10 protein-coding genes are annotated in these 16,705 nt (G+C 41.6%); 1 reads left to right on the forward strand and 9 read right to left on the reverse strand.

Annotated elements, in window-relative coordinates; genetic code table 11:
* Positions 1-57 precede the first annotated feature (57 nt).
* The 5 genes from AC1EU0_RS04365 to srmB form a co-directional block, all read right to left on the reverse strand.
* On the reverse strand, positions 58-2,310 hold the full coding sequence (locus tag AC1EU0_RS04365) for a PAS domain S-box protein (RefSeq protein ID WP_480300705.1): 2,253 nt from the start codon (positions 2,308-2,310) through the stop codon (positions 58-60).
* Positions 2,311-2,445: 135 nt separating this feature from the next.
* On the reverse strand, positions 2,446-2,577 hold the full coding sequence (locus tag AC1EU0_RS04370; protein WP_480300706.1) for a hypothetical protein: 132 nt from the start codon (positions 2,575-2,577) through the stop codon (positions 2,446-2,448).
* A 105-nt stretch (positions 2,578-2,682) separates the two neighbouring features.
* Entirely contained in the window at positions 2,683-5,814 is a 3,132-nt protein-coding gene (locus AC1EU0_RS04375; protein WP_480300958.1) for an efflux RND transporter permease subunit, read from the reverse strand.
* A gap of 2 nt (positions 5,815-5,816) precedes the next feature.
* A complete protein-coding gene (locus AC1EU0_RS04380; protein WP_480300707.1) occupies positions 5,817-6,977 on the reverse strand; it encodes an efflux RND transporter periplasmic adaptor subunit in 1,161 nt (386 codons plus the stop codon).
* 221 nt (positions 6,978-7,198) lie between these two features.
* Entirely contained in the window at positions 7,199-8,422 is a 1,224-nt protein-coding gene (gene srmB, locus AC1EU0_RS04385) for an ATP-dependent RNA helicase SrmB (protein ID WP_480300708.1), read from the reverse strand.
* 110 nt (positions 8,423-8,532) lie between these two features.
* Between srmB and AC1EU0_RS04390 the strand changes: the two genes are divergently transcribed.
* Complete coding sequence (locus tag AC1EU0_RS04390; protein WP_480300709.1) at positions 8,533-8,970, forward strand: nuclear transport factor 2 family protein; 438 nt, start codon at positions 8,533-8,535, stop codon at positions 8,968-8,970.
* 59 nt (positions 8,971-9,029) lie between these two features.
* On the opposite strand, the gene AC1EU0_RS04395 is transcribed toward AC1EU0_RS04390, so the two are convergent.
* From AC1EU0_RS04395 to AC1EU0_RS04410, 4 genes are all read right to left on the reverse strand, one after another.
* Positions 9,030-10,571: an HD domain-containing phosphohydrolase gene (locus tag AC1EU0_RS04395; protein WP_480300710.1), complete on the reverse strand. Its 1,542-nt coding sequence runs from the start codon at positions 10,569-10,571 to the stop codon at positions 9,030-9,032.
* A gap of 9 nt (positions 10,572-10,580) precedes the next feature.
* The gene (locus tag AC1EU0_RS04400; RefSeq protein ID WP_480300711.1) at positions 10,581-12,194 is read right to left on the reverse strand and encodes a sensor histidine kinase; all 1,614 of its coding nucleotides are present in this window, start codon (positions 12,192-12,194) and stop codon (positions 10,581-10,583) included.
* A 309-nt stretch (positions 12,195-12,503) separates the two neighbouring features.
* Positions 12,504-13,568, reverse strand: coding sequence for an efflux RND transporter periplasmic adaptor subunit (locus AC1EU0_RS04405; protein WP_480300712.1), 1,065 nt, complete (start codon positions 13,566-13,568; stop codon positions 12,504-12,506).
* Complete coding sequence (locus AC1EU0_RS04410) at positions 13,565-16,660, reverse strand: efflux RND transporter permease subunit (protein WP_480300713.1); 3,096 nt, start codon at positions 16,658-16,660, stop codon at positions 13,565-13,567. The genes AC1EU0_RS04405 and AC1EU0_RS04410 overlap by 4 nt, the downstream gene beginning before the upstream one ends.
* Positions 16,661-16,705: the final 45 nt, after the last annotated feature.

A 16,705-nucleotide genomic window follows, 5' to 3' on the forward strand; every position in this document is an offset into this window, starting at 1 on the left:
AAAAGTATTGGGGGGCAAAGCATCGCTTTCCACCCACATTTCGATTCAAATATTGTATCAAGACTCTTCACTAGGCACATCAAAGCGAGTAAAAGCTTGGCAAATATTTTGGTCCGCATTTTGTTTAGCACGCTGCAAGGCAATTTCGGCATTATCCATGAACACTTTTAAGGATTGGCCTTGATGATATGACACTATGCCAACACTTATCCCCTCAGCTAGGCCAAAGTCATCAAGTCGATTATAAATATCAACAGCAAACTGGTGTGCTTCATCTGAACTGGTATTGGGCAGCATTACCATCAGCTTACCTAACTGACATTGAGCCAATTGATAGGCCTTCGGTAATTCAAGCAGTAACCGAATTTCAATGTCATGCTGTCTATTTTCTAATTTATCAATATCACTCATATGACTAAATACGCCAACAGGTGTGATATCCAAAAGCATCATACTTGCGTACAAACGTTTATCATCGTCAAGGCCGGAAAAGTAGTGTTCAACCTCATCGTACCCCATTAAAATTCGGCTACGATGTGGGATCATTTGTTGTTTTTTAGTCGCATAAGAGGTCGTCGGTGGTACCAAACTACACACAAACAAATCAGATTCACTCATTTCAGCATCGACATTATTGATCATCACCATAAAGTGAGTGTGCTGACCGCCATAATAATGTTGAATACATCCCTGCCACTGCCCTTGCAACGTCAGTTGCTGCTGAATGTGTCCCCATTGGTTTTCAATTTCCGGCCCTAACAAATAGGATAAACTCTCGGAGCTAGATTTAGTTTTAAATGTCTGCTCAAACTTACGATTCGATTGCTGAATTGTGCCTTTAAGATCAATTAAAGCCACAGGAATTGCCGATTCACTAGCCTGATAAAACATTGCCGCTTGCTCTTGTGCCTCCCTTAACTCTGTAATATCACTGATACTGAATAAGAGATATTCACCTTGAGTGTCACTGACTTGCTGAGTTAAAGGCAAAGGAGAAAGCGTTATTCTTAACAGCCCTTGACCTGCTTGACGAAAATCTAATTCGTGCAGATGATGACCGTTTTCGTGATACGACGTCATCATCTGTTGGTATTGCTGATGCTCCAATTGAAAAATCCGCATAACATTGCGATCAATCAACTCTTCTCGTGCTGTAGCTAACATCGAAGCGGCTGTTGAATTGGCAGCGATGACCCGTCCCTCGTCCGTAGCTATAAGCAAACCACGAGAATCATTAAATAACTGGTTCACTAACTCAACATTAAAAAATCTAGCTCGGCGTTCTAAAGTAAATCGATGCAATATCACAATAAAACTGGCAACAAGTATGGTCACCAATATAGAGAAGCTGACTAGAATTATCTGTCGATGTGCGAACTGCTTTTTAATCTCTTTGTCATGAATTTCCGATAAAAAGAAATAGGGGTAGTTACTGATGCTGCTTTCACCAAAGTCGACTTTTAAGAACACATAGGTTGAGTCATTTCCGTAAAACTCACCGAATTTTTTCAACGTAATCGCATTCCAAAGATCAGGAAACTGGTTACTCAACAGCATGCTACTATCATCATTTGCGCTTCTGGTAGCGCTAATGAATTTGTTGCCATCAAACACACTGCCTTTAGAATCCAATAACACCAGTGGTGTAGAGTTACTCCCCAGATGTGGCTTAATGGACTGTAAAGTTCGATTAATTGAATTAAAGGTGACAAAGAATCCAATTAATTGGTTTTGAGGGTTCACCACTTTGATGATTTGAAACTGATACGGCTCTAGAACGCCATTGATGGCTATCTTATGGATCTGCGAAGAATATACCTCATTTTCTTTTAGCAAATACAATTTAGCTAATAGAGATTGCGATAAGATTGGCATGATCTTTTGGTTTTCCGTCACCAATCTTCGATACCCACCAGCATCGTAAAAGGCAACCGATAACAACTCCGGAATGTCATCAGTGAGATCGGCCCAGTGTTTGATCAATTGTTGATGACGCGCTTTAGTTGGGCTTTGTAAAAAGTGAGTAAAGCTCTCACTCGAAGCAAAAGTTTGGATTCGAAAGTTTTGAAATGCCACCTGATCGGCAAGCAAAGTACTGAAAGTTTGCAGCTCACTGAATCTTTGCGTAGCCCATTCTCTTTTAATTTGCTTTTGACCCAAGCTGATTGCGATATTGGTCAGCAACACCATCGCGATTAATAGCATCAGCAATTGACTGGCTAAGCCAAGCTTTCTTTTATAGGACCAATGTATACCCTGAGCAGAAAATAACGGTGAGGTTAATTGAGAAAATAGGCTGAGTTTAAGCATGTAATCTTAGCGGCATAAAAACAAAAGCCAATGTTATACCATTAAGTTAGTGATTGGGAATTTATTACACCTGAAAGCATAGGGATCCATTTTCGGAGTGTTATTTTATTTGTCTAATGGTGTATCACTGGTATTCTAGGCAGCATCACCTATTGCATCTATTGTGGAGTCTAAGCTGTCTGATGGTAATTCTACATCAACATAATCTTTATCAGTAGACAGCAATAAGAAACCATAATCGACTATTTCATCTACCCCAAGTGTCACAATAAACCTAAAAAAATGGTGTTGTTTGTTAAGTTTAAAACTTACGCCATTTTATTACTGCTTTACAAATAAAAATTCATGATTTATTCATAAAGCAGCACGGTATTAAAAGGATGGCTTTGGCTGCCACCACCATTTAAATGCCTTTTGCAAATGACCACGAATATCCTCATGAATCACATACAATGCTGGCATTAATATCAAAGTGACCACTGTGGCAAAGGCAATGCCAAAGGCTAACGAAATTGCCATTGGGATCACAATTTTTGCTTGCAAGCTGGTTTCAAACATAATGGGGATCAAGCCAACGACCGTGGTTAATGAGGTCAACACAATCGCTCTGAAGCGACGACATCCAGCATTTATAGCCGAATCAATCACGGCAATACCTTGCTGGCGAGACTTGTTGATGTGATCCATCATAACCAATGCATCATTCACCACTACACCAAATAACGCCAAGATGCCGTATTGGCTAAGTACACTTAAAGGTACACCCAGCAGCCAATGTCCAAATACAGCACCGATTACTGAAAACGGGATCACAGCCATGATCAACAAAGGTTGAGTGTAAGACTTTAGCGGTATAGCTATCAAAGCAAAAATGACTAATGCGACAAATACCATGCCTTTTTTAAAAGCGGCATCGGCATCAGCGGCTTCTTGGCTTCTACCATCCAAAGATGTCGTTAACTCACGGTATTTTTGAGTAAGAGCAGGAATAAATTGACCATTAACCTCAGCAACAATTTTTCCGGGTTCAGCAATGGTTTTATCAACATTAGCCGTAACCGTAATGGCTCTGTGTCCATCTGTGCGGTTAATGGCTGACAAGGATTCACCAAACTCAATATTTGCCACTGAGCCAAACGGCACCATTTGTCCATCCTGAGTCCGGATCATCATCTGTTCAAGATGACCTAACGTTCGACGTTGCTCAGCAGGGTAACGCACCATAACTTTAACTTCTTCACGGTTACGTAAAATCCTTTGCGCCTCATAGCCGTAAAAACCATAACGCACCTGACGTGCTAAATCAGCTAAGGTTAACCCTAGCGCTTGAGCTTCAGGACGAATTTGTAATCGTACTTCTTTACTGCCTGACGAAAAGTTATCGCTGATCCCATATACCCCCTCATAACTCGCCAATTTTTGCTTTAACTCTTTGGCTGCATCAGTGAGTTCATCAAGGTTCGTTGCCATCAATCTAAAGGCAACATCGGATGAGGCTCCAGCTTGAGTGCTACCATCTACCGTGAGCTTTTTGACATCACTGAATGATGGGAGCTCTTCACGCCATGCTCGAGCAATAGCCGCGCCATCAATTTCTCGATCTTCACCCTTAGTCAATTCAGCAAAAATAAAACCTTTAGTACGATTAAGCACATCCAGTTGACTATTTTCTAAAATCGAATAACCGAGTTGCTGCTGCATTTTTGCATCAACACGATAGAGGGCTTGTTCAATTTCCAGCGTCGTTTCTAGCGTTTTTTGCTCCGAAACGCCTTTGTTCATCTCAAGGTTAACTTGTATAAAGTCCGATGGCACATTTGGGAAGAACACTTGCCTTACCGAGCCACCATCGACCATACCTTTCGATAATATGAGCAAACCTACAAAAACAGCCACCACAGCATAACGCCATGACACACAAGCTTTGATAAAAGGCTGGTAAAAGTTTTGGATAAAACTGTGCATGCCTTGATTGAACTTGGCTTTAAGCCCTAAAATCCCAGATTGTGGCTTGGTTTTAGGTTTTATTTTTAAGTGACGTAAATGCGCAGGTAAAATCCATTTAGATTCAACGAGAGAAAATATCAAACATAAAATCACTACCCAAGCGATGGATTTGAAGATCTCTCCAACAAAACCTTGAGCGGCATATAAGGATGGAATAAAGGCTACTATGGTGGTCAGCACCCCAAACGTCGCGGGCATAGCCACTCGCTTGGCTCCAGCAATGACGTTTTCAATACCAGAACCTTTCTCTTCGACTTCGGTATAGACACTTTCTCCGATAACAATAGCATCATCCACCACTATCCCAAGCACCAGTAAGAAACTGAACAAGGTGATCATATTGATAGACAATGAAAACGGCTCAAAAGGCATGATAAATAATGCGCCTAGGAATGAAATCGGGATCCCTAGCATCACCCAAAATGCCAGCTTTAAATCAAGGAAAAATGCCAATAACAAAAATACAAGCAGTGCACCTAACCACATATTCGATAGCATCATATTTAAACGACCATCGAGATAATGGGTTAAATCGCCCCAATAATTTACTGTAATTGACTGCGGCAATTGTGGCTGCTTGGTAGCAACATAATTACGAACTTGCTCACCAATCTTAATCGCATCTTCATCATCGATGCTTGAAACTTCAATAATTGCCGCTGGTTTGGCATTAAAGCGGGTGTAAAATAAGCCCTCTTGCAAACCGTCTTTTATATTAGCCAGTTGCGATAATAAAATTCGACTCCCATCTTGTGTGGTAGCCACAAGAATATTGCCGAACTCTTCAGCATTATAAGCTTGGCTTTGAGTACGCAATAATATATCACCATCACTGGCACGAATCGCACCACCGGGTAAGTCAAAAGACGAGTTTTGTACTGCTTGAGCGACATCATTGAAGCTCAAGCCATATTCTCTTAATTTATTTTCTGAAACTTCGATGGCGATTTCATTATCAGGTTGATCCCTCAATTTTACTTGGGTCACTCCTGACAAATTAGCGATATCTTCTCGCACTTCTTTGGCGATTTTTTTCAGTTCAAATTTCGATACGTCACCCGATACCGCCACCCAGATCACACTGTTAGGTACAGTAGGGTGAGTGATTATTGGCTTTTCTATGTTAGCCGGAAACGTCGAAATGGTATCAACCTGTAACTTCACCTTATCCAGAACATCTTGCGGATCATAACCAGACGCAATTTCTATGCTGACATTGCCAATACCATTCCCTGAATTGGAAGTGAGCTTTTTCACACCTCTGATATTTTTAACAGCTTCCTCAATTTTAATTACAATGCCTTCTTCAATCTCTTGCGGTGCAGCCCCTGGGTAAGCCACTATAACTTGAAGTGTGTTATTTTCCTCGGTGGGAAACATTTCCTTTTTGATGGAAAAAGCACTGAATATGCCGCCAATCAACAACACCCACATCAGCAAGTTGGCCGCCACCGAATTATGGGTAAACCACGCAATCAATCCTTTGGGTTTCTCCATCATTATTTACCTAGTGCCAGTTGAGTCGATATTGACTGTGTTACCTCAACCCCTTGGCCATTAGCCAAGCGTTCAAAACGTGTGAGAGATACACGCTCTTCATGATTGATACCACCATTGATATAAACCCAAGACTCATCTTTATAGATGACATGTAAATCACGAATATCCACTTTATCGTCGGTATCAATTAACGCGACAAATTCATCACGAACTAAGTGTCTAGGTAAACGGATCAGGTTTGAATATGCTCGACCTTGAATATCAGCATTGACGAAACTACCAAACTGTAATGGCATACCTTGCTCTGAATCTTGATAAGGTTTTTGGACTTCCGCAACCAGATAAACCATGCGATTCTTGGTATCTACTACACCTTCACTTCGAATAATTTTTGCAGGCCAGTGATAATGTTTACCACCAAGTTCAAGTGTCAGTTTTACCTTAGCAGTCGGATTGGTCATTGAGGTTAGGTGGATCAAATCATCACTTGCAACAGGTAGTCGCACTTCTGCACGACTGATATCTAGCACTTCGCCTACAACGTTACCTTTAGTAACAAACTGACCTAAATTAATTTCACGGCTTTTCACAATGGCATCATAAGGGGCTCGTATTACTGTGCGTTCAAGATTACGCTGAGCTCTTGATAACGTCGCTTTTGCCGATTTAACGTTGGCTTTTTCTTGTTCAAGTTGCGGAATACGCAAGCCTAGACTCGGTGCCTGACTGTGACCTTTAAATTCAACCTTTGCCACTTCTCCACGCGCTTTTTCAGCATCCAATTCTGCATTAGCTTTAGCAAGGTTGGCTTGTGCTTGTAATAGATCGGCTCGGTAATCAGCATCGTCAATTTTGGCTAATACTTGCCCTTGCTTGACCATACCACCACGCACAAATACATCTGCAAGCTCTACGAGTCGCCCACTCACTTCGGCCGCAAGTCGAGTTTGATTTTTGGGTTGTACGATTCCATACGAATCCAGCACAATCGCTTGAGACTGTGCTTCAACTGTCATGACCTCAACAATAGGTAAAACAGGAAGTGGTGGAGCTTGTTCTGAAACTGCTGGCTTTTGAGTTAATAAAAAATATAAGCCAATAAAACCTAAAATTATCATTGGTGGAGCCACACGTCTCACCAATACTGCACTGTCATTCATAGCGCCATGTTTTCCTTCTCAGGGCAAAATCTGGCACACATTAACAAATAATTTGTTAATTATAAACAACTAATGTAAATGAATTGTTAGTCAAAATTTTGACATTACTTATATAAATTCAATAAGTTACATATATCAACCGCTTTAAGCAAGTGCTCACTAACGCTAAATGACTTATAAAACAAAGGCCGCTTCCTGCGGCCTTTGTTTTATATAGAAAATTACTTCTTCTTTTTCTTCGCCTTAGCCTTGGCTTTCATCTTCACTTTATCTTTTTTCTTAGATGGCGCTTTGGCTTCTTTGTTTTTAGGACGCAAGCCTTCAATCACACGGCGTTTCAGCTTTTGCTCAGTAAAACGTTCAATCTTGCCAAGAATACGAACATCATGAGCTTCAACGAGTGAAATTGCCGTTCCTTTTGCACCAGCACGTCCGGTACGACCAATGCGATGAACATAAAGATCGGACGTGCGTGGCATATCATAGTTGATCACATGAGTGATACCTTCAACGTCAATACCACGAGCGGCTACATCAGTACAAAGCAATACATTCACTTCGCCTTTGGTGAATCTCCCCAGCGCTTGGAAACGTTGTTTTTGCTCCATGTCGCCACGTAAAAATGCGCTACGGATGCCTGCTTGTTGCAATAAGCCCTCAAGACTTGCTACCACTTCACGGGTTTTCACAAACACGATAGTGCGTTTTACATCTTCACTATTTAGTAATGCGCAAAGTAAATTGAATTTATGATTACTGTCATCCGCTAAGTGAACCCATTGATGAATTTTGGCTTTTTCTGAACGTGGTGCATCGTCAACATTGACCGTCAAAGGATCAGTGAGGAGTTCATTAGCAAATTTACGCACGCCACCAGTCTCTAACGTAGCTGAAAACAACATATTTTGTTTACGCCCTTGAGCCTCAGTCGCAATGCTCTTTACAACGGTAGCAAAGCCCATGTCTAACATACGGTCAGCTTCATCGATGATAAGCACTTCGACCATCACGGCTGAAAATTGCCCTTTATCGAGATATTCAAGCAAACGTCCCGGTGTCGCCACTAAAATGTCTACGTTTTCTTTTAGTGCAGCCTCTTGTGGTGCATACGGCACCCCACCGGTAATAATGTTGATGTTTAAATCTAATTCATTAGCAAGGTGTGAAGCATAACGATGGACTTGGCTGGCAAGTTCTCGAGTAGGGGTAAGAATAAGTACTCGTGCCGAACCTGAATAACGACGAGGAAAATCGATAAGATGCTGTAATGCAGGCAATAAAAATGCCGCTGTTTTCCCCGTTCCTGTAGGTGCCATCGCCAAGATATCGCGCTGCTCCATTGCCATTGGAATGGTCTGCTGCTGCACGCTGGTTGCCGCTTTATGCCCCATATTTTTTAAGGAGTTAAGTAAACTGGGATCTAAATCGAATTCTTCAAATAACATAGTGACACTCTAGGCAGGCGGGAATAGGACGCGAATTATACCCGTGATACTAATGGATGCAAATATTCGGTAAAATACATCACCGCCATTTACATTGAAACAGAGCTTTTATGTCCAAAAGTCAACTCATCGCACTTGCTAATGAATACATGCATCAGCATTCAGCAAAAAATGCTGAAGCTATTGCAAGCCTTTTCGTTCAACATGGTTCAATCCAATGTTGGGGAACCAGCTCAGATGAAGAAGTGCATTCATTAGCTGAACTAAAAACTATGGTCCAACTGGATTATGACGCTACACAAACCTTATCAATATCATGTGACGATTTAGAAGTATTCCATACTGAAGCTTCTGGTATTGCATTTGGTAATTGGAAAGCAGAGTACCAACTGATAGGGGAAAATATGACTCACGAGTTGATGCTTAGAACGACACTTTACGCCGAAAAGATCAATGATAAATGGCAAATCAAACATGCTCATTGGTCGGTAGCGGCGGATAATCAAACACTAGCAGCGGATCTGCCGATTGAAATAGATATTCAGTAACTTGAGCTTACCTGATATCAACATCAGGCGAACTCACTACTACTTGTAAAGATAAGAAATTATTGATCAGGATGCGCTTCTAAGATCCTTCTAAACTTATCAAAATGCTGCTCAAATACCGTCACTAGTTCAGGATCAAAATGAGTTCCGCGACAATTGATAATTTCCTGTTTTGCATCCTCTACAGTCCATGCAGGTTTATAGCAACGCTTACTGCACAAGGCATCAAAGACATCTGCTAATGCCGTAATGCGTCCTTCTATCGAAATATCGCTACCCACTTTGGCATTGGGATAACCCGTGCCATCCCAACGCTCATGATGATCTCTGGCCAGATTTGCCGCCATTTGAAACGTGGAGTTATGGTTCCCACTTAAGATATCCCAGCCTTTTTCAGCATGTTGTTGCATGGTTTGCCATTCTTCTCGAGTCAATTTTCCTGGCTTATTAAGCACACTATCAGGGATGCCAACCTTTCCGACGTCATGTAATTGCGCCGCCAGACGAATGGTTTCACAAAACGCTGTTGATTGACCACTGAGCTCAGCGAGAGTTTTAGCATACAAACCCACGCGAATAACGTGTTCTCCGGTTTCTTTTGAGCGTGATTCCATTGCTCCGCCCATCAATGAGATGCTCATTTCTTGGGCTTCTTTTAGCGAGTTATTTAACAGTAGATTCTCGTAACTGAGCATGACGTTTTTCAGGTAGAGATCGATCATTTCTATGCCCTGAAAATCAATCTCTTCTGAAGCAGAAAACGCAAATACGGTATCGTGTTCATTATCCGATTTGTGGTAATAAACGTAGTAATTATCTTCTCTAAAGCTTTCTTTAATCTCGAGGGCCTTTGAAAACAGCGCCTTGTATTTAAAGTTCAACTCTTCAACATTACTGCGGGTGATCACCTCAACCTGTGAGCCTTTACCCGAGAACATTTTTAAATGGCTGTCCATTTTGGAAATGCCAAAACTATCTGCAACGTCAATATACATTTTGGTATTAGTGATATTGAGAACTAATTTCAACTGCTCCAATACGGCCTCAGCAAAGGTGCGAAGATTGCTAAACTCGCAAACATTGGTGATCGAAGCGATCACTTGTTTAAGCACTTTGCGATGTTGCTGTAATAAGCAAATGTCACGATAAGCACGTAAAGAGATGAAAAAGGTGGTTTCCAAATCACTGCGACGAAGCTCAGTTTTCGCTTTGTAGCCATCAATATCATAGTCACGGATCACACTTTGCTCGGGGGCAATTCCCGGTTGCCCTGTACGCAAGATAATTCGAGAGTAACTATTGTTCAGCTGTTTGCGAATAAATTTGGCAAGATCCAGCCCCGCACTATCGCTTTCCATAACCACATCTAACAAAATTAAACTGAATTGTTGCCCTTGCTCCAAGATCACTTGTGCTTGCTCTCCCGAGTAGGCGCTGTGGAATTTAACCACCTTATTTTCAAATTCAAACCCACTCATAATGAGCTTTGTTGAAGCATGAACATCTTTATCATCATCAACAATGAGAACATTCCAAACAGCTTGTTCTTGTGCAGGTTCATTATTCGAAGTGTCTTCTCTATCGTCTTCTAACCAGTCCATTTTGAACTCCTAAACATTGTCTATTGCTAGCGGTAGCAAGATGGTGAATTGAGTACCTTGATTTAAGCTTGATTTACAGCGGATCTGCCCATTCATCTTATGGGTCACTAGGTTGTAAACGATGCTCATACCCAATCCACTGCCACCTTGTCCTCGCTTGGTCGTAAAGAAAGGTTCAAATATTTTGGCTTGCTGTTGTTCATTCATACCCACACCATCGTCAGCAAACATCAATACCAATTGCTGATTTTGTACCGAGACATTGATGGTGATTCGACCATGCTTGTTATCATCATCGTAAGCATGCATTAAGGCGTTCATTAATAAATTACTGATCACCTGTGAAAAAGCACCGGGATAGCTTTTGATGACAAGTCCCTGTTGAGAAACCTGAGTATCTATGGTGATAGAGGTGAGCTTAAATTTATGATGCAGGCTTCTAATGGTGTCAGTCAGATAAATATCGACGGTAAATTCTCGGAGTGCTTCACTGCTTTGATCGACAGCGATTTTCTTAAAGCTGGCGATAAGCTGTGCAGCACGCTCATTGTTGCTGAGTAATAATCGGCAATTCTCGGTTGATGAAGCTAAAAAGCTTTCTAATTGAGTACGCTTTAGGGTGCCATTTTCAACACTTTCATTAAGGACACCCACTTCTTGTTCTAAATGTGATGCCAAAGCCATACTGGTGCCTAGTGGCGTATTCACTTCATGGGCAACACCTGCCACTAAGTTACCCAAAGACGCCATTTTTTCTGACTCAACCAGCTGATCTTGGGTTAACTTGATTTGCTCAATATTACGGTTCAATTCATCATTTTTGTTATTGAGCTCAATGGTTTGCTTATCAACCTCTGTATGTAACATCTCAAGTAATTTTGATGATGATTTGAGACGAAAATACAAAATCAGGAAAATACAAACAACGAGACCTGCAAAGCCAAAGATTGCCAACGCTACGGTACGATTATGATAGGCACTAAGGCCACTGATCACAGCAGCGGTTCGCTCATCTTGAAGCTGATAAAACTCATTGATGTACGCCATGATTTTTACCTTAGTGTGAAAATACGCTTCGCTATAGAGGATCTTAACAGCCGTTAAATCATCAGAACTTGAATTTTTCGTTAACTCAAACGCCTGTAACTCTAGTTCTGCTAGGTTATCAGATTCAACTTTGGCTTTATCGAGCTGTAATAGCTCAGCTGATTCAATACCACTTTCTATCATCAACTGATGTAATGAGGTACTACTGCCAAGCTCAAAAGGCGGTATGCTGTTTTCTGGCATTAAAAAGTCCCAATACACGCGCTCATAGTTATTAGGTCTTGGAGACTGTCCATTTCGAATCGACATGATTTGCTCAAAGAATTCCAAGAACTTTGGGTTCTTAGTAACCGCATAGGCTCTTGCCATTAAGGTTAATTGATCTGAGCTCAACCTAAGTTGTTCGGTGAGTAGATAGGACTGATACCGATTTTCGTTGGCATCAAGCAAACTCTTGAATGAGCGATACGACAATACGGTAAATATCAGTGACACGATAAGAAAAACAACCGATAAAATGCTTAAGATTTTGGGAATAAAATCCAGTTTTTTGATACTTTTTTGATTTATTGACATTAAATAACCGAACAAATACAAGTAAATCTGTGAATAACAGACACCATCACTCTCTGAAGGTACGCCAAGGGAGTGATAAATATTTAGAAGAATTTAGAAGTATTAACTAAAGCGTAGCGTTCACTAATACAGCAGAAAGTGAACAACATACGCTCAATGTGAGAGAAGTAAATTATCGGGATGACTAAATGTGATCTAGAGCAAAAACACTAGCTATATTTGTGATATTTATCATACTAATGCAACTATAGAGCGGTAACATCAGAAATATACTGGTGATACCAAAACTGATGTATTACCGCTGATGGTCTAAGTTGATTGCTTACGGCCGACCTTTATATTGACTAACTGCCCGTCTTGCAATGTTTCAGCACCACGAATAACAACTCGGTCTTTATCATGGATATCACCTTTCACCGCTATCCAATCTCCATCGCCATCACCTAACTCAACTTTAACTTTTACGGCTTTATTCTGTTTATCGACCTTAAACACAAAAGCACCTCTGGAACGTAAAACTACCGCGTCTCTTGGTACTAATGTCATCAATTGCTTTGGAGCAATGGGTAAGGCTAATGAAATCAACTCTCCAACACTAAAATTATCTTCAATTCCCAATGGAAGGTTTAAACGTATTTCAAAGGTTTGTGAACGAATATCAGATACTGGAATCAAGCTTCTGATCGGAGCAGCAAACTCTCCTTCACTATGATAAACCTTAAGGACATCTCCTATCCCAACTCGTGTACTGTGCTTTAATGGCGCGTGAAGACGTATCTCTAAATGTTCAGGATCGGTGATTGCCACTATCGCTTTAGAACGTCCAATATCTTCGCCCTTTTGATGATAACGCTGAGTAATGATCCCAGAAAAAGGCGCTTTGACATCAGCACGGTTGAGCTCATCATTAATTTCTTTCAAACGCACTTCGGCCAGAGTTAGGTTCGCCTTAGCCAGATCTCGTTGCGATTGAGCTTCATCAATTTGAGCTTCAGACACATGCTTGCTTTTTCTCAAGGCTTTAAGTCGATTAAACTCTCGGATCAACCTTTGGTAAGACACCTTACTGTGTTGAATTTGCGCTTGTTGTTTCTCCTTTGCGAGTAATAAACGTGTCTTTTCAATGCGAGCGACTACCTCACCTTCTTTAACGTGAGTTCCTGCTTCTTGTACCCATTCTAAGCGTCCATCGACACCTGAAGTAAGTTCAGCACTTTGACGTGAATGTACTGAGCCAATCACATTCACTTTTGGTGATAATGGTCGGTTTTGAACTTCAACAACACTGACCAGACGTGACTCTTCGCTTGCGTATGAAGTCGAAACCGTTAAAGAAAAAAACAATGCAATGATTAAAGAGGTTAACACTTTCATACTTCATTCCTTGTTAAACCAACTGAAGAAACACGGTTGAATTCCAATCCATGAGTTAATCGCAATAAACTCGGCATTAAAATCAAGGTAAATAAGGCGCTAAAGGTCATGCCTCCTACGATCACCGCAGCTAATCCGCGATAAATTTCACTCCCCACACCGGGAACGAGCATTAGAGGTAACATGCCAAAAATCGAGGTTAAGGTACTCATATACACGGGTCTGGCTCGGGTACGAACCGCTTGTGAAATGGCGGCATCAATATCAAGTCCATTGCGAGTAGCTTGGCGAGTTTGATCTACCAACAAAATGGCATTATTCACCACTAAGCCCAGGAGGATAATAAAGCCTATCATGGTGAGTAAGTCGAGGCTTTGAAAACTCAATAGGTTTAATAAACGCAAACTGACCACGCCACCACATACCGCCAAAGGCATTGACAGTAACACCAGCAAACTGTCTTTTACCGATTTAAACATGGCTGCCATCAACAAAAATAAAATCATCACAGCAAGGGCAAAGTTAGTACTCATTTGTTCTATGGCTTGCTTTAATTTATCGGAACTTCCTCGAAATTGAACCGAGCTGTTTTCAGGTAAATCGGCTTTTATTTTGGGCAATGCTTTCGATGTAATTTGCTCTAACGCTTCATCAAGAGACATATCTGCTGGAGGGAAAATGAGTAGACTCACACTCCGATTACCGTTAACCCGTTGCAGCTGAGTCGGACCCACCGTTCTTTGAATATCCGTCAATTCACCGAGGGTTTGGATCCCTGCTTCATGTGTATAAATAGGGGTCGCCGCTAATTGTTCAGGCACTTGCCATTTAGGACCTTTGAGCAACACATCCATACGCTCATTGCCATCAAAGTATTCACCCACAAATAACCCTGATGTATAAGCGCGAACCGCATTGGCTAATTGACTCCTATCAATCCCCGCTTGCGCTAGTCGACGCTCATTTGGTACCAACTGTAACTCCGGTTGAGCTAACGAGAGTCCGGGAATCGGTCGAACTACCGCGCCCGGTAGCGCATCAGAAATATACTTCATGCCATTTCGAGCCGTCTCCATCAATGCTTCAGTATCGGCCCCCAATAAATCGACATTAATGGCTCGTCCGCCATTTATGCCAAATTGCAGCAATGTCCCTCGATTGGTAAAAGCTTGCGTATCGGGTAAGTCTTTCAACAGCTCGGTTTTCAGTAACTGCATCATTTCGTCAACGCGACTTGGATCTTCAAGATAAATGAATAGGGCGTTAAACGAGTTGAACACTGAAAAGTTATAACCCTTAATGTAGGGTTGTTGATTTTTCTCATAATAAGGCTTCAATCGCTCTGTCATGATTGAGCCAAACTCCTTTTCTAATACTTTGATATTGGCACCCGGAGGTAATGAGAAAAAGGTAGCAATGGCATCAGATTTGGCTTGCGGTAAAAAGTCCGGTCGCGGCATTAATACTGCCGTCAGGATACTTGCTCCTAGTATCAGAGCGGTACACCATAAGAACGCTAACTTTCGATTGCCTGTTATACGTTGAATAAACGCCGTTAATTTATCCCAAACGTTCGCCTGTGCTTGTGCCTGCTCTGTAGGTGCCAGCTTCAGCCAAAGTAAGCTAAAAACAGGCAATAAAGTGATAGAGCTAATAAAAGACGAAACCACCGCAACCGAAAGGGTTAAGGCTAAATCGGAAAACAGCTGCCCTTCGACGCCTGTCATAAATAAAATCGGTAAAAAGATGGCTACAGTGGTTGCTGTTGAAGCTAATAGTGCACCTTTGACTTGCCCTGTCCCTTCCAATACCGCTTGTTTGAGGGAGCGACCTTGTTGAAGTAAGCGCACAATGTTTTCTTGCACAATAATCGCGGCATCAAGTACCAAGCCGACCGCAAAGGCTAATCCCGCTAACGAAATTACGTTTAAGGTTCGCCCTAAACTCTCCAATGCAATAAAAGCAATCAACAAGGCAACTGGGATGGTGGATGCAATCATCAAAGTGGCAGGAAAGCTTCTTAAAAATCCGAACAAAATGACTAAGGCTAAGACGACCCCAATCACTATGTTACTCTGCACCAAAGCAATAGCACGTTTGATATGGATGGAGGCATCAAAAGATAAATCCATCACCAAACCAGCATCTTTCAACGCCCCAGAATTCAATTTGTTAATGGCTTTATTAACGCCTTCAAGCACATTTACAGTATTGGCATCAAACGTGCCCTCAAGTGTAATGTAATAGGCTGAATAGCCATTTCGCTTAGTAAAGCCTTGTTGTTCCGCGTTGGATATTTCAATATCTGCGACTTCATTTAAATAAATCGGGCGACCGTTGTTATAGCTTAAAATCAACTCTCCTAAGTTCTCAGGATGATATTGACCGATAAACCTAACAGTGTATTGCCTGCGCCCAACATTTGCCGTCCCACCAGATACATCAGAAGCACGTAGTAAAACACTTCGAAATTGATCCAGCGTTATCCCTAACGCCGCTGCTCGGTATGGGTCAAAATTGATGTGTAACTCTTTTGGCAAGCGTCCTGCTAAATTTACATTGGCAATACCATTGATTTGCCTGAGTCTAGGCTCAACCACATCATCAATGAGTTTTTGATAATGGGTAAAATCTTGATTGGGGTTATCAGGGGCTGTTCGGATCAGCAACGACGCCATCCCCGGTAAACCACCACCTCCGCCACCGACATTAATGAACGGTTCCATGGCATCCAATGGTCTGGGGGGCGTTTGATTTAAGGCATTAATCACATTGATCATGGCCTCTTGCATATTGGTACCCACTTCAAAAGTGAGGGTCACCATACCAAAACCTTGAGAGATATGTGAGTTAACTTCAATAACACCAGTAACACGTTTGAGCACATTTTCTTGAGGCTCAATAATGTTCGATTCCATCTCTTGCGGCGCAGCCGATCGCCAATTATTCATCACCGAAATTTGCGGTTGCTGAATATTAGGTAATAACTGAATGGGAAGTTTAGAGATGGCAATAAAACCAAATACGGCTATGAGTAATACTGCGACAACTGTTCCCGCAATATTCTCAGTACTGACTTTGGTAAGACTCATCGCGATTCCTTGCGAAGGGTTACAACAATTAGCCCAGAATCCTAC

It is taken from the genome of Parashewanella sp. 2210YD4-3 (assembly GCF_056591735.1).

Coding starts and splice junctions, on each gene's coding strand:
- AC1EU0_RS04400 (WP_480300711.1), bottom strand. CDS start 12,194: ATGTCAATAAATCAAAAAAGTATCAAAAAACTGGATTTTATTCCCAAA.
- srmB (WP_480300708.1), bottom strand. CDS start 8,422: ATGTTATTTGAAGAATTCGATTTAGATCCCAGTTTACTTAACTCCTTA.
- AC1EU0_RS04380 (WP_480300707.1), bottom strand. CDS start 6,977: ATGAATGACAGTGCAGTATTGGTGAGACGTGTGGCTCCACCAATGATA.
- AC1EU0_RS04375 (WP_480300958.1), bottom strand. CDS start 5,814: ATGGAGAAACCCAAAGGATTGATTGCGTGGTTTACCCATAATTCGGTG.
- AC1EU0_RS04405 (WP_480300712.1), bottom strand. CDS start 13,568: ATGAAAGTGTTAACCTCTTTAATCATTGCATTGTTTTTTTCTTTAACG.
- AC1EU0_RS04395 (WP_480300710.1), bottom strand. CDS start 10,571: ATGGACTGGTTAGAAGACGATAGAGAAGACACTTCGAATAATGAACCT.
- AC1EU0_RS04365 (WP_480300705.1), bottom strand. CDS start 2,310: ATGCTTAAACTCAGCCTATTTTCTCAATTAACCTCACCGTTATTTTCT.
- AC1EU0_RS04410 (WP_480300713.1), bottom strand. CDS start 16,660: ATGAGTCTTACCAAAGTCAGTACTGAGAATATTGCGGGAACAGTTGTC.
- AC1EU0_RS04390 (WP_480300709.1), top strand. CDS start 8,533: ATGTCCAAAAGTCAACTCATCGCACTTGCTAATGAATACATGCATCAG.